Annotated in this window: 17 protein-coding genes, 1 tRNA gene and 3 pseudogenes; 13 read left to right on the top strand and 8 right to left on the bottom strand. The window is 49.2% G+C overall.

Annotated elements, in window-relative coordinates; translation table 11 throughout:
- Positions 1 to 18 precede the first annotated feature (18 nt).
- On the bottom strand, positions 19 to 1,401 hold the full coding sequence (gene radA / locus MCB1EB_RS04915; RefSeq protein ID WP_045365660.1) for a DNA repair protein RadA: 1,383 nt from the start codon (positions 1,399 to 1,401) through the stop codon (positions 19 to 21).
- Positions 1,402 to 1,406: 5 nt separating this feature from the next.
- Complete coding sequence (gene alr / locus MCB1EB_RS04910) at positions 1,407 to 2,477, bottom strand: alanine racemase (protein WP_045362507.1); 1,071 nt, start codon at positions 2,475 to 2,477, stop codon at positions 1,407 to 1,409.
- 137 nt (positions 2,478 to 2,614) lie between these two features.
- Between alr and lplT the strand changes: the two genes are divergently transcribed.
- The 3 genes from lplT to MCB1EB_RS04895 all read left to right on the top strand — a co-directional run bounded on the left by lplT (position 2,615) and on the right by MCB1EB_RS04895 (position 5,824).
- Positions 2,615 to 3,919, top strand: a complete 1,305-nt coding sequence (gene lplT, locus MCB1EB_RS04905) for a lysophospholipid transporter LplT (protein WP_045362508.1) — start codon at positions 2,615 to 2,617, stop codon at positions 3,917 to 3,919.
- 33 nt (positions 3,920 to 3,952) lie between these two features.
- A complete protein-coding gene (gene thiD / locus MCB1EB_RS04900; RefSeq protein ID WP_045362510.1) occupies positions 3,953 to 4,759 on the top strand; it encodes a bifunctional hydroxymethylpyrimidine kinase/phosphomethylpyrimidine kinase in 807 nt (268 codons plus the stop codon).
- A gap of 141 nt (positions 4,760 to 4,900) precedes the next feature.
- Positions 4,901 to 5,824: an Rpn family recombination-promoting nuclease/putative transposase gene (locus tag MCB1EB_RS04895; RefSeq protein WP_081953474.1), complete on the top strand. Its 924-nt coding sequence runs from the start codon at positions 4,901 to 4,903 to the stop codon at positions 5,822 to 5,824.
- A 12-nt stretch (positions 5,825 to 5,836) separates the two neighbouring features.
- Here the strand turns inward: MCB1EB_RS04895 and MCB1EB_RS04890 are convergent.
- From MCB1EB_RS04890 to MCB1EB_RS04875, 4 genes and pseudogenes are all read right to left on the bottom strand, one after another.
- A pseudogene (locus tag MCB1EB_RS04890) lies at positions 5,837 to 6,403 on the bottom strand (uracil-DNA glycosylase); the annotation flags it as partial.
- A 178-nt stretch (positions 6,404 to 6,581) separates the two neighbouring features.
- Positions 6,582 to 7,073 (bottom strand): ribosomal protein S18-alanine N-acetyltransferase, encoded by a 492-nt coding sequence (gene rimI / locus MCB1EB_RS04885; protein WP_045362515.1) that lies wholly within the window; start codon positions 7,071 to 7,073, stop codon positions 6,582 to 6,584.
- A 30-nt stretch (positions 7,074 to 7,103) separates the two neighbouring features.
- Entirely contained in the window at positions 7,104 to 7,841 is a 738-nt protein-coding gene (gene tsaB, locus MCB1EB_RS04880) for a tRNA (adenosine(37)-N6)-threonylcarbamoyltransferase complex dimerization subunit type 1 TsaB (protein ID WP_045362518.1), read from the bottom strand.
- 211 nt (positions 7,842 to 8,052) lie between these two features.
- Positions 8,053 to 8,379: a helix-turn-helix domain-containing protein gene (locus MCB1EB_RS04875; RefSeq protein ID WP_045362521.1), complete on the bottom strand. Its 327-nt coding sequence runs from the start codon at positions 8,377 to 8,379 to the stop codon at positions 8,053 to 8,055.
- 211 nt (positions 8,380 to 8,590) lie between these two features.
- Here MCB1EB_RS04875 and MCB1EB_RS04865 point away from each other — a divergent pair, with 211 nt between their 5' ends.
- The 3 genes from MCB1EB_RS04865 to MCB1EB_RS04850 all read left to right on the top strand — a co-directional run bounded on the left by MCB1EB_RS04865 (position 8,591) and on the right by MCB1EB_RS04850 (position 11,099).
- Positions 8,591 to 8,788 (top strand): hypothetical protein, encoded by a 198-nt coding sequence (locus tag MCB1EB_RS04865; RefSeq protein ID WP_045362524.1) that lies wholly within the window; start codon positions 8,591 to 8,593, stop codon positions 8,786 to 8,788.
- Positions 8,789 to 9,107: 319 nt separating this feature from the next.
- Complete coding sequence (locus MCB1EB_RS04855; RefSeq protein WP_126353893.1) at positions 9,108 to 9,695, top strand: hypothetical protein; 588 nt, start codon at positions 9,108 to 9,110, stop codon at positions 9,693 to 9,695.
- A 657-nt stretch (positions 9,696 to 10,352) separates the two neighbouring features.
- Entirely contained in the window at positions 10,353 to 11,099 is a 747-nt protein-coding gene (locus MCB1EB_RS04850; protein ID WP_045362531.1) for a hypothetical protein, read from the top strand.
- Positions 11,100 to 11,519: 420 nt separating this feature from the next.
- Here MCB1EB_RS04850 and MCB1EB_RS04845 read toward each other — a convergent pair.
- Together MCB1EB_RS04845 and MCB1EB_RS04840 are read right to left on the bottom strand one after the other, a co-directional pair.
- Positions 11,520 to 11,596: transfer RNA gene (locus MCB1EB_RS04845), tRNA-Arg, on the bottom strand.
- 53 nt (positions 11,597 to 11,649) lie between these two features.
- Entirely contained in the window at positions 11,650 to 12,348 is a 699-nt protein-coding gene (locus tag MCB1EB_RS04840) for a peptidoglycan DD-metalloendopeptidase family protein (protein ID WP_081953475.1), read from the bottom strand.
- Between the two features lie 274 nt (positions 12,349 to 12,622).
- On the opposite strand from MCB1EB_RS04840, the pseudogene scpB reads away from it, so the two are divergent.
- The 7 genes and pseudogenes from scpB to rsfS all read left to right on the top strand — a co-directional run.
- Positions 12,623 to 13,177 (top strand): annotated as a pseudogene (scpB, locus tag MCB1EB_RS04835) (SMC-Scp complex subunit ScpB); the annotation flags it as partial.
- A gap of 158 nt (positions 13,178 to 13,335) precedes the next feature.
- Positions 13,336 to 14,736, top strand: a pseudogene (gene rluB / locus MCB1EB_RS04830) (23S rRNA pseudouridine(2605) synthase RluB); the annotation flags it as partial.
- A 32-nt stretch (positions 14,737 to 14,768) separates the two neighbouring features.
- The gene (locus MCB1EB_RS04825; RefSeq protein WP_045362533.1) at positions 14,769 to 15,497 is read left to right on the top strand and encodes a YebC/PmpR family DNA-binding transcriptional regulator; all 729 of its coding nucleotides are present in this window, start codon (positions 14,769 to 14,771) and stop codon (positions 15,495 to 15,497) included.
- A 23-nt stretch (positions 15,498 to 15,520) separates the two neighbouring features.
- Positions 15,521 to 16,789, top strand: coding sequence for a phosphoribosylamine--glycine ligase (gene purD / locus MCB1EB_RS04820; protein ID WP_045362534.1), 1,269 nt, complete (start codon positions 15,521 to 15,523; stop codon positions 16,787 to 16,789).
- Positions 16,790 to 16,855: 66 nt separating this feature from the next.
- Complete coding sequence (gene hemF / locus MCB1EB_RS04815) at positions 16,856 to 17,782, top strand: oxygen-dependent coproporphyrinogen oxidase (protein WP_034956369.1); 927 nt, start codon at positions 16,856 to 16,858, stop codon at positions 17,780 to 17,782.
- 97 nt (positions 17,783 to 17,879) lie between these two features.
- Positions 17,880 to 18,569 carry a nicotinate-nucleotide adenylyltransferase gene (locus MCB1EB_RS04810; RefSeq protein ID WP_045362537.1) on the top strand — a complete coding sequence of 230 codons (690 nt, stop codon included), beginning with the start codon at positions 17,880 to 17,882 and terminating at the stop codon, positions 18,567 to 18,569.
- 1 nt (position 18,570) lies between these two features.
- Positions 18,571 to 18,933 carry a ribosome silencing factor gene (gene rsfS, locus MCB1EB_RS04805; RefSeq protein WP_045362540.1) on the top strand — a complete coding sequence of 121 codons (363 nt, stop codon included), beginning with the start codon at positions 18,571 to 18,573 and terminating at the stop codon, positions 18,931 to 18,933.
- Positions 18,934 to 19,007: the final 74 nt, after the last annotated feature.

Below are 19,007 nucleotides of genomic sequence, written 5' to 3'. Positions count from 1 at the left end.
TTGCGCTAAACTCTTAAATCACCCGCCGTTATTTCTCATACGTATCTGTTCAATGGCTTTTTCAATCCGATCAACAGCAATGATCTCAAGCCCTTCAATGGGCTGTTTAGGGGCGTTTGCAGTTGGAATTAAAGCCAATGAAAAACCTAATTTCGCCGCTTCCTTCAAGCGCTCTTGTCCGCGTGGGCAAGGGCGAATCTCGCCCGCGAGTCCAATTTCGCCAAATACAACTAACCCATTGGGCAGCGGCTGGTTGCGCAGGGAGGATTGAATCGCAAGCAAGACCGCAAGGTCAGCAGCGGGCTCTGAAATTTTAACTCCGCCGACAGCGTTCAAAAACACGTCTTGGTCAAAACATGCAATGCCTGCATGACGATGCAACACCGCCAATAACATTGCAAGTCTGTTTTGCTCAAGCCCAACGGCAAGTCGACGAGGATTGGGCACGTGAGCAGTGTCAACTAGAGCCTGAATTTCAACCAGCAACGGCCGCGAACCCTCTTGCGTCACCAACACACAAGAACCCGGCACGCGATGTTCATGCTGCGATAAAAAAAGCGCAGATGGATTCGCCACACCACGCAAGCCCCGCTCGGTCATCGCAAAGACTCCGAGTTCATTGACTGCGCCAAAACGATTTTTAAAAGCGCGTACCAGCCGATAGGCAGAATGCGTATCTCCCTCGAAGTACAGCACCGTATCCACAATGTGCTCGAGCACGCGGGGCCCAGCTAAGCTGCCTTCTTTCGTGACGTGACCGACCATAATAATGGTGACGCCCAATTGTTTGGCTAAGCGCGTGAGTTGCGCGGCACATTCGCGCACTTGCGCGACTGAACCAGGCGCTGAGCTAAGCGCTTCTGAATAGATCGTTTGGATGGAATCAATCACCGCTACGGTCGGTTGTTCAGCCACAATAGCCGCTTGGATTTTTTCAAGTTGAATCTCGGCGAGTAAATGTAACTCGCTAGCGCGTGCAGCGTTGTCTATAAGACCTAAACGCTGCGCGCGCAAGGCGATTTGCGCACCAGATTCTTCACCGCTTACATACAATACACGGCGCTCACGAGCTAAGGCGGCAAGCGATTGCAATAACAACGTTGATTTACCGATGCCCGGGTCTCCGCCAATCAGGACCACCCCACCCGCGACTAAACCACCGCCCAACACCCGGTCAAATTCTTGTAAGCCGCTTGAAAAGCGCGGCACATCCGCCGCTTCAATGGTTGCCAGTTTTTGGCTTGGGGCAGACTTAGCTAATGCTTGATAACGATGAGCTACGGGCGTTTCAGCTACGGTTTCAATTAACGTATCCCATGCGTTACAGGCAAAACATTTCCCTTGCCATTTAGGCGATTGCGCGCCACAAGCGCTGCAGACATAAAGTGCTTTTTTCGCCATATTCATTACACAACACAGACGGAGACGCGCGGCGCGAGGGCGCACAACAATTCGTAACCCACGGTACCGCAAGCTTGCGCTACCTCATCCACCGACAGTTCCGCGCCCCATAATTGAACTTTTGAACCAATCCCAGCCATAGGCAGTGCCGTTAAGTCAACCGTTATCATATCCATCGACACCCGACCAACCAGTTGGGTCTTGATATGATCCACCATAATTGGTGTGCCAGAGGGCGCAGCGCGAGGGTAGCCATCTGCGTAGCCACATGCCACTACGCCAATCCGCATGGGCTTTTCCGCCTTATAGCTAGAGCCATACCCCACCGTATCTCCTGGCGCTAGGGTTTGCACCGCGACAATCTCGCTGGTAAGTGTCATCGCCGGCAAAAAGCTATGATTGGCAAGCGCAGCCGCTACACCAGAAGGCGATGCGCCATACAGCAAGATACCTGGACGCACCCAGTTAGCATGGGTGCGCGCATGCCACAACACGGCGGCTGAATTAGCTAGGCAGCGCGGGCCGGTTAGCTCTTTAGCGCCGCGTTCAAATTCACCCATTTGGTACTCGACACCTCGCCCATTATCGGCATCGGAAAAATGTGTCATAAGCGTGATTTGACCAATATTAGGGCAGGCGCGGGCGCGTTGCCAAGCCGCTGGATAAACCTCCGGCCGGTAGCCCAGTCGGTTCATGCCCGTATTCATTTTCAACTGGATATTAACAGGCTTGGTTAAGCGCGTTGCCTCCAACATTTGCAACTGTTCATCGCTATGAATAATGGTGGTTAAGCTGTATCGATCGATCCCTTCAAGATCGGTCGCATGAAAAAAACCTTCAAGTAGCAAAATTGGCCCGGCCCAACCCAACTCTCGTAATTTGATTGCAGCGTCAAGGTCGAGCACGCCAAAACCATCGGTTTTGCGTAGCCCCGGCAGAACTCGGGCTAGACCATGTCCATAAGCGTTCGCTTTAACGATAGACCAGATTTTTGACTGGGGTACAAGGCTGCGGATGGTGGCAAGATTATGGGCAAGTGCCGTAAGATCGATAGCAGCGGAAATTGGACGAGGCATGGATTCTAATGGTGAGGACAAATCGATTGTCCCAAGACGGTTCACTTAAAAAACCGTATTTTCGTGTTATAACGTCACGAAAACAACCCTCTTTTACATTACTTTTTTATCTTAGTAGGCTAAGCGATTCGATTTCAATGAAAAAAGGTTTTTACATTATTATGGCCGCGCAGTTCTTCTCCTCTTTGGCCGACAATGCTTTACTGATCGCGGCCATTGCGTTATTGAACGATCTGTTTGCGCCGCCCTGGATGACCCCGCTGTTGAAGCTTTTTTTTGTGCTTTCTTACGTGCTACTGGCGGCTTTTGTTGGCGCTTTTGCTGATTCTATGCTTAAAGGCCGCGTGATGTTTATCACCAACGCAATTAAAGTAGCCGGCTGTCTAACCATGCTGTTTGGCGCTCATCCACTGTTTGCTTACGGCATTGTGGGGTTTGGCGCAGCAGCCTATTCGCCAGCCAAATACGGCATCCTCACCGAACTTTTACCCCCTGAAAAATTAGTTGTCGCCAATGGTTGGATTGAAGGAGTCACGGTGAGCTCAATTATTCTTGGCGCAGCGCTTGGCGGCATTTTAATTAACCCCGCAGTTGCGCATTATTTGCTAGGACTGAACTTCCCTCTGATTGAAACCCGTACCCAAGCAGCAATTCTTGTGATTACCGGAATTTATATTTTGGCCTCCGTCTTTAATCTTGGAATTCCTGATACAGGTGCCCGCTACCCACAACAGCAACGCAATCCGCTGCGCTTATTAACGGATTTTGCCGATTGTTTTGTAACGCTATGGCGTGACAAGCTGGGGCAGATTTCTCTTGCCGTCACCACATTGTTTTGGGGCGTGGGCGCAAGCTTGCAATTTATTGTGCTGAAATGGGCCGAGGTATCACTGGGCATGAACCTATCACGAGCAGCCGCACTCCAAATCGTTGTCTCGATAGGGGTTGCCGCAGGCGCAATTATTGCGGCCGCCAAAGTCCCATTAAAGCGCTCGTTAAACGTCTTGCCAATCGGTATTTTTATGGGCTTAGCGCTAATTGCAATGGCCTTTATCACCAGCGATCTAGCGCCTAATAAGGGGGTAAATCTTGGCTCGATACACATCCCTCTTTATTTACTTTTAGCTAATCTACTCTTAGTCACAGTTGGCCTACTTTCTGGTTTTTTCTTGGTGCCGATGAATGCGCTGCTGCAACATCGAGGGCACGTTTTGCTGTCTGCGGGTCACTCCATTGCCGTACAAAATTTTAACGAGAATTTGTCGGTCTTGGCTATGTTGTGCCTTTATGCCGCCTTGATTTGGTTAGAGATACCCGTTACCTTAGTGATTATCTTGTTTGGCATATTAGTTTGCATCATGATGTGGGCATTAATGTGCTTACATCGAGCCAATCAGCGTCAATTTGATGCAGTGGCGTTGATTGGCGAAAGTAAACCCTAAATTTTGTTAAAGGTCAGATAAAGGAAGCTCTTTATGTCTACTTCCATCCACAATGTGCTGACTATCGCCGGTTCTGATTCCGGGGGTGGCGCTGGCATACAGGCTGATTTAAAAACTTTTTCAGCGCTGGGGGTATATGGAACAACGGTTATCACTGCACTCACGGCACAAAATACGCATGGCGTACACGGCGTTTATGCAGCGACGGCAGAATCTGTAAGCGCACAGCTTGATGCCGTCTTGAGCGACATTCCGATTGATGCGGTCAAGATTGGCATGCTCGCCACGGCAGATATCGTACGGGCGGTAGCTGCAGCGCTGCAGCGCTATCAACCCGCGCATGTGATTCTCGATACCGTGTTGCTCTCAAAAAGCCAGCATGCGCTGCTTGATAAAGAGGCTATTGCCATTTTACGCGCCGAACTTATCCCTCTTGCCGAACTGATTACGCCTAATCTACCTGAGGCGGCAGCTCTGCTTGAACAAGACTGCGCGACCAGCGAAGAAGAGATGGTGCTCCAGGGCGAAGCGCTATGTGCTCTAGGGGCGCGCGCAGTATTGATGAAAGGCGGCCACCTAGGTAGCGAGTTCAGCCCGGATTGGCTAATTGAAGCAAATGGCAATGCACGCCTTGGCGGCGCGCGTATTTTAAGTACTCATACGCATGGCACAGGGTGCACTCTATCCTCAGCGATTGCGGCCTTAAGGCCGCAACGGCTAGATTTAGAAAATGCGGTAAGCGATGCCAAAGCTTATTTAACCCAAGCATTGATAAATAGCGCAAAACTAACCGTGGGAAGCGGCACGGGTCCGGTGCATCATTTTTATCAGTGGTGGTAGACGTCGATAGCTCATTTTTTCGATTATGTGGAACATGCATCATCAGAAAAATTAGCCATTTAGGCTAGTATTCATCCTTGAGGCATCGCGGCAGAATGTTGAGCATTCTTAACTTCTTGCCGCGATACGTCGATAAACAAAATGAATGCTTTATCCATGCCGCATGATGCCTTATTCAAATTATTTTTGATGGATGTAGAATTTGCTAGAGAATTTCTACAAATCCATTTATCAAATTCTTTGCAACAAGAATTTGATTTCAACACCCTATCTCTCGCTCCAGGCGCATTTGTTGAAGACAATTTAAGCCAACATTATAGCGATATTGTCTATTCAATCCAAGTGATCAACGGTCAAGGCCTAGCCTATATTCTGTTAGAACATGAAAGCACAGTGGGTCAATTAACGCCTTTTAAGCTATGGCGCTATCAAAGCGCCATTATGAAACAACACCTTAATCAAGGTCATGCATTACTACCGGTGGTGTTGCCATTGATTTTTTATCGGGGTACAGGCCCATATAAAGGCCCACTCTGTCTTTTAGAATGCTTCAGACACAAATCAATAGCACAAAAAATATTTGCGTTAACAAACTCAATTCAATTGATTGCTTTATCAGCGATACCCGACGAGGTGTTGATAACCCATAAGCGTTGCGCAGTGATGAGTTTGGCGCAAAAGTACATCCATCGTTGGGACCTGACACAGCTTGCGCCTAAAATATTTGAGCTCTTTGAGCGTTATCCTATCTCAGTTGAAAAAAGAAATGGCATACTATATTATCTAGCAAAGGAAGGTCGAGGAATCGACAAGCAATTTGTCCAATCTATGATTAACATAGCACCACATTATCGGGAGAATATTATGTCTGCTGCACAATATTTAATGGAAGAAGGCCGGCAAGAAGGTTTAGAAGAAGGACGTAAAGAAGGACAGCAAAAAGGTTGGCAAGAAGCTGCGCTTGAAATTGCTAAAAATCTGCTAGCCTGTGGCGTAAAGCTCGATTTTATTAAACAAGCTACGCAACTTTCTGATGATAAAATCAAAGAGCTCAGTTGCCAGTAAATGAAGCGTGAACTAATGGTTCATGGCTTGATAAATCTCTTGCGCTCGGCATAGGTCTGCCCATGCTTTCGCTTTATCAGGTAAGTTACGCAATAAATAAGCTGGATGGTAAGTCACAATCACTGGCACGCCTTCATATTGATGCACGCGAGTCCGGAGCGATGAAATACTGGCATCGGTTTTGAGTAAGCTTTGCGCAGCAAAGCGGCCAAGCGCGAGAATGAGTTGCGGGCGGATGATCGCCAACTGTCGTTTTAGATACGGCTCGCATTGAGCCACCTCATCAAGTTGAGGATCGCGATTGCCAGGCGGGCGGCATTTGATCACATTCGCAATATAGATGCCATTTTCACGCGTGCGCCCTACTGCGCCCAACATATTATCTAGCAGCTTGCCGGCCTGCCCTACAAAAGGCTCTCCTAAGCGATCTTCATTGGCGCCAGGCGCCTCGCCTACCAACATCCAGCTAGCCTTTTCATCGCCAATGCCAAATACGGTGTGGTTGCGTTTTTCACATAACCGGCAACGCGTGCAATTGGCAACACGTGCTTTAAGAGTGTCCCAATCAAGCAGGCTAATAGGGGTTTCAGAAACCTCTGAGATCGGTTCAGAGATAACCTCAAATTCTTTTTTTGGCGCTTTAACGTCTACGCTTGGGCACGCTTCGGCCGCAGCAGATTCAGCCGCGCCTATTGTACTCGCGGTGCGCGTTCGCCAAACAGGCGTCAAACCTAGTTCTTCCAGGATCGAATCCGGCTCAGGCATGGGTGCCCTCCATGGATAAGGTAAGCTTCATCACAAGCGCATCTTCACGCGCACCATGCTGAGCTAAATAATATTCTTTCCGACGGCCAATAACTGTAAAACCAAACTGCTGATACAAGCGCAAGGCACGCTGATTGGAGGCTCTGACTTCGAGTAAAAGACGGTTTAACTTTGCTGTACGCGTAGATTGTACTGCTGCTTTAAGCAGCGTCTGCCCCATCCCTTGTCCTTGCAGCGCCGGACTAATGCACAAATTTAAGAGCTGCATCTCGTCCACGGCTGGCATTAAAACACAATAGCCCAATAAAACGCCACGGCTATCCCGCATGCAAATGCCGATATTATTATTCTCTAATGCGTCGGCAAAGTTAGCCTGGCTCCATGGAAAGGGATAAGCCATACACTCAAGCGCCATGACTTCAACCAAATCGATCTGGCGCATGGCAGTGAAGTGATACCCAGCAGTAACCATGACCGCATTCATTCTCTTACCCTCGCTGGGTATTGCGTGTTGTTACGCATGTGCGGCTCGCGCAAGGCGCTCCGCAGTCGTGAACGCAACTTTATTGCGAATATAAACCGGCATCGCATCTTCAGCGGATACCACCTGACCCGCGCGCAAAGCACTTAGGCCCAGCGTGGCGATCGCTGCCGCATGAGGCAGCGCCAATGAATCAATGCTAACCAGGTGCGGTGCGCGAGCAAGCTGCGCGCTTAAAAGCTCAGCCGCATTGCCCGCCAAGGTAAAGGGAGCATCTGGGAAATTAATTGCATCAGATGCCGTCAGAGTTACGGGTTGCACTGTACGCCAATTATGGGTTTCTAAGTCCAACTCAAACTGTGCCCAATATACTTCATGCATACGCGCATCTAGCACCGCCAGCACCCGGGTGAGCGCTGCGTCGCGGGCGCGGGCAGCTTGTGCACACGCCAGCAGAGTGCTCACCGGAACCACAGGTACTTGTAGCGCAAAGGCTAACCCCTGCACAACACCCGTTGCAGTGCGCAAGCCCGTAAACGAGCCTGGTCCTGCGCCAAAAGCCAGCGCCGTGCAAGCACTCAGATTCAGCTTGGCCTCAGCAAATACCTCTTGCACCATGGGTAACACGCGCAAGCTAGCTGTTGCCCCTGTCAGTTCATGCCGGCTATACAATTGAGGTGGTTCGTGCGCGGCCGAGCTTATTGCAAGCGCGACAGAACAAAATTCAGTAGACGTGTCAATTGCCAGCAAAATGGTCGGTCTGTGATTCATAGCTGTGCAAAATAGCCTATCCAAAGGGATCCATATACCCTGTATTTATATGATGATTCCATTGATTTTAATTAAGGTGCCTACAAAAATACCAACTCTTCATCGAGTAGTTGAGGTTTGAGTGCTTCAATCAACTTTTTTGGTAGGTCCCAAATAAAGTGAATGGTACCTTGCATATTATATATAACAAAGAAGATGTCGGAGCCTATCCTTACCACTCCGGCCCCAAACCTAGATGCCCGACCGAATTTATCGCTGGCCGTACCTTGGTCTCAATATCGTACCCGAGTCGGTTGAGGCATTCCATCAGCTTACACTCAGAAAGGTTGGCGAAGTCGCCACGCATCATGCCCGATACCTTCGGTTGCGGAATGCCCATGCGCCACCCGGCCTCTTCTTGGGTCAGGCCGAGGCGATGCACGGCGCTGGTGATCTCGACCACCAGCCCAGACTTGATCTTGAGTTTTTCGGCATCGGGCAGGCCAAGATCGGCGAAGACATTGCCCGAGCTAGCTTCGATCTCGAGGCCTTCAATCATGCTGTTTACAATGTCGTAGCTCCTTTGCCAGCGCCTCGGCAACCTTCAGTATGGCGCAAATAATATCCATGTCCTCTTGCAGCGTAGCGATCCCGCTCTTGCTCTCCTTCTGGAAGAAGAAAGTCAAAATGAAAGAGTATAGTTACATCTAATAAGCACAATGTAAATAACCAACGTTAAAGAAGAAGTTGCAGCGCGGAGAATCAACGATTTGCTTGCGGCCATCAATCATCAACAAGCCATATTACCGCCGCAGCAAACCGAAAATGGTTTGTATTATTTGTCTTCAGGAATTGAGTTCAATGAAGCTATTCAAACAGATCAAGCCCGCGCAGCCTACAATAAGGTTGTCCGACATCTCAAGGAAGTACTCCCGATTTTGAACGTAGCTGATCAAGGTGAACATTAAATCATCAATCAGCGCAATGATAGATGATTTTATTGAATGGTGTTCATTGTAGAACAATCAAAGCTTAGTGTTTTTGCACCTTGCGTTTTAAAAAAATAGATGGCACTGAAACTATCTATTAAAGAGGCAGGAATTTAATTAGATACTCATAAAAATGCTTGTAGCTAACCTCTGCCATCCGATAAAACCGCTTATAATCCAAGGGCCTGCTCATGCCATTGCAGATAAACGAAGCAAGGAATGAAAGGGTTGCCGCAAGATACAATAAAGTAGATATATATAAATTTTCTGTGTTGTTTAATAATTTATGAGGATAAAAATGAAGAAACAAATTTTGGCTGCTCTACTGGTTATGGGGAATTTGATCGCCGGATGCGGAGGCGGTGATGGAGGTGAAGCGCCGAAAACAAATAACTATACTGAGTGGGCTTCTTTACTAAAGAACACGCCCAACCATGGTATAGTAGGACAGCCTATGCTGAGTCTGGAAGATGGCCGAACGATAATTGGATTCAGAAATAATCCCTCGAATTTTCAAGGGCGGATAGACAGTATGGTGATACTACCATCCTCTTATTCGTCGAATCCGGAAAAATTTAAAACTACCATAAATCAGAAAAAAAATAATATTTACATCACATTAGATGAAAAAGCAGAAGATAAGCCTATAGCAGCAGAATATATTGGCAATAAAATCAAGTACAATAAAGAAAAACTTCAAGATATATATGACAAAACCAAGGTTCTTACCTTTGTCGGGAATGGGGGAAATCCAGTAAATATACCTGGAAAAGTAATTGAGACTCCAAAAGGTGAATATTGGGTCGAGTTCAGCTTGATTGGCTCAGGTGAGTATTTACCTAATTATCCTACTCCCGCTATCGCCAATAGTGCCTACCCTCAGTAACTCCTTATAAAAAGCTTTTAATCCAAGTGCCTGCTTGCGCCATTGCCAGCAGACACTGGCATTATAGGCATTAATTTCGGCCAGCTCAGTAAGCGAAATTCCAGCGGGTTCTCGGTCAAGCTTAGCGGCGAACAAAATGCGGTTGTGCTGAACCATCCGGTTTGCCTAATTCGAGGCTTCGAATGCCACCGGCGTAGTAAAAACACTCGCTTTAGGTCCGAGCTGACGTATGCGCTCGGCTAAGGGGTACGCCGCCTGTGAGCGCTTTGCGAGCGCCGCTGCCGCAGACGATTCAGAAACGAACTGAGCGGGAGTTCAAACAAACAACTGCGCTACGGGACGCGATCCCCGCGGTAACAGCGACAAATTCAAGTGTTAAGATTCTCAATATAGCGCCTGATTGTTAAATTTAGACTTTTTACGAGATAGACAATAATAATTCACAAATTTTAAAATTTGTCAATCCACCACCTAATTTTCTGTTTTACCTGTTAGCGCTTTCGCCACAAGTTGCTTCCTTGGCTAATGGAGAAACTCAAAATTTATTGCTTAACGCTTTTTGCCTTCTATAGTTAAAGAAATTTGTGGTGAGTTTTCCACTGGTTATTGGGGCGCTCTTCGCAATTCGTAACATAACCCAATGGTATGGAGGTTAGCATGACTGAAAGTGGCCTTTCTAATGTTTCTGGAAATATCCCAACTCAACGCATCTATCATCAGACCGTAGATAACCATTCCGCATCCAATGATAATACTCTTTCAGTGATAAATGATCAGATAAATAGGAGGATTGAAGAATTTGGAATTTTTAACAAGGAACGATTTTTACAAATAGAAAATATAATTAAAGACCAAAATCAAATAATTAAAGATTTAAATCAAAGAATTTCGGATTTAGAAAGGTCAAACAAAGATCTTTCTGCAAATGCAAATGCAAATGCAAATGCATCTATAAAAGATAATATTATGTTTAGTTTCGGTAGCCCAGCTACGTACGACTTAATCTATCGTACGCACGGATTTTACCAAAACAACTCTAAAGATGGTCGATGTGCTGGCAAAAATGAAGTCATGATTGAATTTGTTTCATCTTTTCCTGAAAAATTCACCCTTGACATCAAAGCTCATATTCCCCGACTTGACTGGGGTATAGAACAGGGTATTTTTGAAGCTCATATCGGCAAGCTTGATGAAAAACGTCATAAACAAGAGTTTCAATTAGTTAGAGAAGGTTGGAGAGACGAGTACGCCAAAGATTATGCCACTGTTTTATTTGAAACAGAGGATAAAGACAATAATACTATTTGGATTAAATTACCCGAATCCCCTTATGACGAGACCCTTAAACAATATAAACCCGTTGGAATGCGACTTTACTCTTTAAATTTTATTCCAAGAAAATAATTCACAATCGATTATATTTTTATGGGAAAAAATCCTATCCTTGGGTGGGATTTTTTCTAATGGGAATCAGACACTAAAAAATCTCATAGCCCCATCTTATCCATAATCTGCTCTATCCGCTTTTCAGGCTCTTTTGAAGAGTTCACAGCAAGCCGACCTAAGGTGGACGAACGCGAGCTAATCGGCGATGGGGACCTTGGTTGCGTCGCGGCAATTTGTATTGAATCGTAAAGCATACGGACCGCTGAGGCCTCTTCGTCTTCGCGTACCTACACCGATACCTACAGAATAGCTGTGTAACTGCGCTTAGCTGGGTTACTTTACCTTCAAAATTTAAAGAACCAACCCTAATTAAAGCCTTATTCTATATGGCTTTTAACACTATTCTGAGGAATTTTATTGAATGCTACTTGAGGTAAATGGCCTGCCCAGAGGGATTCGAACCCCCGACCCTCGGCTTAGAAGGCCGATGCTCTATCCAACTGAGCTATGGGCAGAAAAATGACATGAGGCTTTTTTATAAACGCGGATTCTAACACATGCTGCGCGACTAACGAGCCGGCAGATAGCGCAGCGGATTAAGCGAACGGCCCTGATAACGCAGCTCGAAGTGAAGCATAGCTGCCGTGCTGTCCGTGTTACCCATTTCTGCAATGCGCTGCCCTTTTTTTACATCTTGTCCTTCGGGAATATAGAGGGTCTGATTATGCGCATACGCGGTTAAAAAATCCGCATGGTGCTTAATAATCAGCAAATTGCCATAACCGCGCAACTTGTTTCCAGCATAAACCACCTTGCCATCGGCTGCCGCGTAAATAGGGTCGCCTGCTTTGCCAGCAATATTAATGCCTTTGTTATTAATGCCGTCAAAACCACGGATAATCGGCCCTTGCGCAGGCCAATCCAAAGCAAATGGAACAGCGGCGGGCATCTTTGCTATACTAGCGGGTAAAGCTGACGGCGCTTGCGTCAAACGGCGCGGTTGAGTGGCGGCGCGCAAGGGCGGTTTGTTCGAGGCAGGTGGTTTGACGCGCAGTGTTTGGTTTATTGCCAATACATTCGGTTTAGATAAACGATTCCACCGCGCGAGGTCTTTCGTGCTGGTTTTGTGGCGTTGGGCAATGCGGCTTAAAGTATCGCCGCGCTGCACTCGATAATAGCCTGCTGGCGCGCTGCAGGCCGTTAAGAAAACGGCGAGTAAAACAAAGCCTAAAACGGCTGACAGCCGGCGCAAAAATCCGTATTGCATTGCAGATGACTTACCCTTACCGTGTAGCAAAAAAGCTTAAAGGCACTCATTCTAACGCAGCCGCCCATGGCGGTGTTCGGAAAATGGGGGTGGCAAAAATGCATCCGTGCAGTCAGCTTAAATCAGCAAAACGGTACAATAGGAATAAATTGCCTCGGGTTTTTGGTTATGATGAAACGAACAAAAGCGTATCTGTAAATAGCCTTTGCTATATATACATTTGATATTTTTGATGGAAGCGACACAGTCATCGATGGAAAAAAAGGTGGGCGGCATGAACGCCCAGCAAGCGAAAATTGCGCTTGAAACTGCTTTAATATGTGCGCAGGAACCGCTTAAAATCGATGCTTTACGTAAATTATTCGCTGCTGAGATAACGTCTGATGAGGTGCGCAGTCTGCTTGAAGACTTGCGCGCTGACTGGTCGGGGCGAGGTATTGAACTGGTTTCGTTAGCCAGCGGTTGGCGTTTTCAGAGTAAACCCGCAATGCAGCCATTGTTAGACAAGCTGCATCCTGAAAAACCGCCCAAATACTCGCGCGCAGTCCTTGAGACTTTAGCGATTATTGCTTACCGCCAGCCAGTTACGCGGGGCGATATCGAGCAAATCCGCGGGGTGAGCGTGAATAGCCAAGTGCTCAAACAGCTTGAAGAACGCGGCTGGGTTGAAATCATAGGCCAGCGTGACACGCCAGGACGGCCAGCGCTTTATGCAACGACCCAATTTTTTCTTGATGATCTTAGTTTGACTGCGCTAGATGCATTACCCACTTTATCTAATTTATCGGCAGATCATCCCATTGAGCAACATACAATCGAATTTACAGATTAAAAAAACAAAGCGCGCTACTTTACCCATAGCGCCCCTACTTTCACTTTCCAGAGGTTGTTTTGAAACATAGTCAAGAAACCGATTTACTTAAGGTTAGTCAAGGCGAGACTGCGCCGGCTTCCGCTACGCCCACGACGGATGAGGCGAATACGAGTATGAGTTCAGCGGAGACGGCTTCCGCACCGACGCCAGCAGGCGAAGGACAAGTGCGGCGTGGTTTGCGGCGTGGCCCGCGGAGCTTAATTGCGCGGCGTCGAGCTGAGAAAACCAAAGGCGCGCAGCCGCCAGCCACTCCCTCAGACGCGGCACGCCAAGCGACTAACCCACGCCCGAAACGCCCGCCCAAGCCAGAAAAGAACTTAGCCTCTGGTGAAACCTCCCCCCAAAAAAATAGCCAAGCGGTAGACGAGGTTTTTTCTTATGTCACCTCGCCTGCTTATGACGCGGATAATGCCAGCGGAAGTGTGCGTGCTCCAATGCTTGGACGGTTGCGCAAAACCGAACCGCCAAAACGCGTGCTCGCGCCGGACGAAGATACTCCTAAGCTACACAAAGTATTGGCTGAAGCAGGCATGGGCTCGCGCCGTGAAATGGAAGAGTTGATTATGGCGGGCCGGGTCTCCGTCAACGGCGAACCAGCCCATATTGGGCAACGCATTATGCCAACTGACTTAGTGCGGATTAACGGTAAGCTGATCGCCCGTAAATTACCAACCCAACCGCCGCGAGTGCTGATTTATCATAAGCCCGCTGGTGAAATTGTGAGCCACTCTGACCCCGAGCAGCGGCCTTCCGTTTTTGACAGATTGCCTGCCGTAAAAATGGCTAAATGGCTTTCGATTGGCCGTCTTGACTTTAATACAGAAGGCTTGCTCTTACTCACCACTTCAGGCGATTTAGCCAATCGCTGCATGCATCCGCGTTACAACGTCGAGCGCGAATATGCAGTACGGATTGTAGGTGAATTGCCGGAAACTGCGCGCCAACAACTTTTGCGCGGCGTCACGCTAGACGATGGTCCGGCTCATTTTCTGCGCTTGCAAACAGGTGGCGGCGAAGGAACCAATCGCTGGTATCACGTCGCTTTAGCCGAAGGCCGCAACCGCGAGGTACGGCGCATGTTTGAAGCGGTCGGCCTCATGGTCAGTCGGCTGATTCGTACCCGCCACGGCCCCATTTCTTTGCCCCGCGGCCTAAAACGCGGCCGCTGGGAAGAAATGGATGAAGCGCAAGTACGAGCTTTATTAACGTCGGTGGGACTGAAACTGCCCAGCAACGATAAGTCCGGGCGTAATGCTTCGCAAACGGGCCGAGCTCAAGCCGCGCCGCGGCGGCGTCAACCGGATCCGATGCAGACTGCGCTTGGGTTTCCCGACTACAATAGCAATCCTGCACCGCGCCGTTACGGACAAACCCATACTCCTTTTAACGAAGGGGTACGCAGCGGCAATAGCAATGGCAATCGTTACAATAATGCTCCGTACGGAAATGGCGCCGGCACAACGCGTAACAATGGTGACCGCATCAGCCGCGGCAATTCTCGTCAGCGCCCGCGCGACCGTTAGCATTCACTCAGGAGAAAAAGCCTATGGCTGGTCATTCTAAATGGGCCAATATCAAGCATAAAAAAGCTGCTGCGGATGCAAAGCGCGGCAAGGTTTGGACACGTTTGATTAAAGAAATTACCGTGGCTGCTCGCTTAGGCGGCGGCGACGTGAATAGTAATCCGCGCTTACGGCTGGCGATTGACAAAGCCACTGATGCCAATATGCCCAAGGACAATATTCAACGGGCCACGCAACGCGGCGCGGGTGGGCTTGAAGGCGCCCACTATGAAGAAATCCGTTATGAAGGTTATGGCTTAGCGGGCGCTGCGATTATCGTCGATTGCATGACGGATAATCGCACTCGCACCGTCGCTGAAGTACGCCATGCTTTTTCCAAACATGGCGGCAACTTGGGACAGGATGGCTCCGTGGTTTTCATGTTTACGCACTGCGGGCAGTTTTTGTTTGCGCCGGGCGCGCCTGAAGAAAGCTTAATGACCATCGCTCTCGAAGCAGGGGCCGATGACGTCATGAATCATAGCGATGGCAGCATTGAAATTGTGTGTGTGCCAAGCGCTTTTAGCCAAGTCAAAAATGCTCTCGAAACCGCGGGCTTTAAGGCTGAATTGGCGGAAATCACCATGAAACCGCACAGCGAAATCGCCTGCACCGGCGAAGATGCAGTGAAAATGCAAAAATTGCTGGATACCCTTGAAAATCTCGATGACGTACAAGCTGTCTTTACGAACGCACTGATTGACGAAATTTAAGTCATCCCTAGGAACACATACGTATGAAGTTACTTGTTATTGGCTCAGGAGGCCGTGAGCATGCGCTGGCATGGAAACTTGCCCAAGCGCCCCGCGTACAGTTTGTCTACGTGGCTCCAGGCAATGGCGGTACGGCGCGCGACGAGCGGCTACGCAATATTGCTCTAACCGATTTGGAAGAGCTCGCCGATTTTGCCCAAAAAGAACGGGTCGCGTTTACGGTGGTCGGGCCAGAAGCGCCGCTCGCGGCGGGTGTGGTCAATCTGTTTCGTTCTCGCGGGCTTAAAATATTTGGCCCAACGCAGCAAGCAGCTCAATTGGAAAGTTCCAAGGCTTTCGCCAAGGCTTTTATGATGAGGCATCAGATTCCAACTGCCGCTTACGCTAGCTTTGAGGAAGCGACGGCGGCTCACCGCTACGTTGACGCACAAGGCGCGCCAATCGTGATTAAAGCGGATGGCTTGGCGGCGGGCAAAGGCGTTGTGGTCGCCACTGAACTGGCTGAGGCGCATGCCGCTATCGACACGATGTTGGCTGGAGGCAATGGCGCGCGGGTGGTGATTGAAGAATACTTAAGCGGTGAAGAAGCCAGCTTTATTGTCATGGTAGACGGTAAACATGTGCTCCCCCTGGCCTCTAGCCAGGATCATAAGCGTTTGCTCGAGCATGATGCAGGTCCGAATACAGGCGGCATGGGAGCCTATTCGCCGGCCCCGATTGTGACGCCCAAATTACATGCACGCATTATGCGGGAAATTATCTTGCCCACGGTGCAAGGTATGGAGCAAGAAGGAATTCGTTACACCGGCTTTCTGTATGCCGGGATTATGATCGATGCGCAGGGCAATCCCAAGGCGCTTGAATTCAACTGCCGTCTAGGCGATCCAGAAACGCAACCGATCATGGCGCGCTTAAAAGGGGATTTCTCTAACGTCATTGAACACGCCATTGCCGGCACGCTAGACCAGGTGGAGTTAGCCTGGGATCGCCGCACCGCGTTAGGGGTCGTACTGGCGGCGCATGGCTATCCAGAAGCGCCGCGGAAAGGAGATTTAATTTCTGGCATTCCAGCGCACACTGAACAGATCCAGACCTTTCATGCAGGAACCACCCTGGTTGATGAACGCCTGGTAACAGCGGGTGGCAGGGTACTGTGTGTCGTTGGACTGGCGGACACTGTGCGCGGCGCCCAAACTGCGGTCTACGATGTAGTGAATCGAATCGCTTTCGATGGGATGCAATATCGGCGCGATATTGGTTATCGCGCCTTAAATCGGAAACCATTAAATTAAAAATACTCAGCGCCGGGGTTGCGCCGTTTTCTATTATTTTTTATTTGATCGATAAGCTATCAAGGCATGGATTCTCAAATCGACTTTGCGCGCGTGCGCAGCTATTTACTTAATTTACAGCAACAGATCACAGCTTCTTTTGAGCAGCTTGATGCGCCGCGTTTTATCCATGATCCGTGGCAGCGTGCACCAAGCGAACACCTGCGTGGCGACGGCGTTTCATGCATTATCGAACCCGGTGGCTTGCTGGAAAGCGGCGGTGTTAACTTCTCTCACGTGAGCGGCGATACTTTACCGAGTTCAGCCACCTCTGCCAGGCCACAACTGGCTGGTTGCAGTTTTGAAGCACTCGGCATCTCACTCGTACTCCATCCGCATAACCCCTACTGCCCAACCGTGCATATGAATGTGCGTTTACTGGCGGCCATGCCCGCCGGCGCGCATACGGCTCCGGTATTCTGGTTTGGTGGTGGCATGGACCTTACACCTTACTATGGGTTTGCAGAGGATGCGCGCCACTTTCATCGTATTTGCCGTGATGCCGTTGCGCCATTTGGAGCCGATCTTTATCCGCGCTTCAAACAAGCCTGTGATGAGTACTTTTTTTTAAAGCATCGCAACGAGCCGCGCGGTATTGGTGGAATTTTTTATGATGATTTTTCCGAGCTAGGCTTTGAACAAGGGTTTAAGCTCATGCAAAGCGTTGGCGATGCCTTTACCAAAGCCTATTTGCCAATTATTCAGGCCCGCCGCCATCTACCCTTTGGTCCGAATGAAAAAGCCTTCCAAGCCTACCGTCGCGGTCGTTATGTTGAATTTAACCTCGTCTGTGACCGCGGCACGCTCTTTGGCCTACAAAGCGGCGGGCGGACTGAATCGATTTTAATGTCGCTGCCCCCAGTAGCACACTGGCGCTATAACTGGAAACCCGAGCCCGACTCGCCTGAAGCCCAGCTTTATAGCGATTTTCTGATTGCGCGCGATTGGCTATGATTAAATTGAATGGTTGTATGCAATTTGCCGTAAGAGATACCGTGCGCAGCGGGGTATTTTGTGCGCAATCCTCTGCGGGATGAGATTGGTACCTTCAATGACGCTACGTGTGGGTATTTTCGGTGGGACCTTCGACCCGTTTCATCATGGGCATTTGACGCTCGCTGCCGATTTTGCAAAACGTTTGCACCTTAATCAATTGATTTTGCTGCCCGCGGGGCAGCCGTGGCAAAAAGCGCATGGCGCCGGTCTCAACCAAGTATCGGCGGCCTCTCACCGCTTAGCGATGACGCGCCTGGGCGCAGCTCAACTAAAGTTACCTGAGACTGAAGTCATCGTCGCCACCGATGAAATTGAGCGCGCCAGCCCGAGTTACACAGTGGATACACTGGCTGCATGGCGTAAAAAAGTGGGCGCTCACGCCTCGTTATCGTTTTTGATGGGGGCCGATCAACTGATACGGCTAGATAGTTGGCATCAGTGGCCGCGGCTCTTCGATTATGCACATCTTTGCGTAGCAGCGCGCCCAGGTTTTTCGCTTGCCGCAGCCGCCCCTGTGATTGCCGCAGAGATTGCCCAACGCACAGCGCCCGCGCCCGCACTAAGCCAGCACACGCATGGCCTAATTTTACTCGATACCGAGTTCGCGCTTGAGATTTCGGCAACCCAGATCCGCGCTCAGCTACGAGAATCCAGAGCAACCTTAAATGCCGCAGCACCGCCATTTTTGCCAGCTCCCATCTGGCATTACATTCTTCAGCACCATCTTTATCAATCCACCTCGTAATATGAATATACGTACACTCCAACGCTCAATTGTCGACGGCCTTGAGGCAATGAAAGCGCAAAATATCGAAGTCTTTAATACCAGCCATCTCAGCGATTTCTTTGACCGGGTAATTATCGCCAGTGGCACCTCAAATCGGCAAACTCGCTCTCTTGCTTTGAGCGTGCGAGAAAACGTCAAAGCTGCTGGCGGCCAAGTCCTCAGCATTGAAGGCGCCGAAACGGGCGAATGGGTGTTAGTCGATTGCGGCGATGCAGTCGTGCATATTTTGCTCCCCGCGCTACGGCAATATTACCGGCTCGAAGAAATTTGGGGCGGCAAGCCAGTCCATATGAAACTCTCGGGGCCAGCACCCTTACAATGAAATTATGGATCCTCACTGTGGACCATAGCCCTCCCTATCGCTGCGCTTAAACCCCTAAGCGCGCTCGCTATTTT

Source organism: Mycoavidus cysteinexigens (genome assembly GCF_003966915.1).
GTDB classification, from domain to species: domain Bacteria; phylum Pseudomonadota; class Gammaproteobacteria; order Burkholderiales; family Burkholderiaceae; genus Mycoavidus; species Mycoavidus cysteinexigens.
Note: the sequence above shows the minus strand (reverse complement) of the source record. Positions and strands in the feature narration are given on the sequence as shown.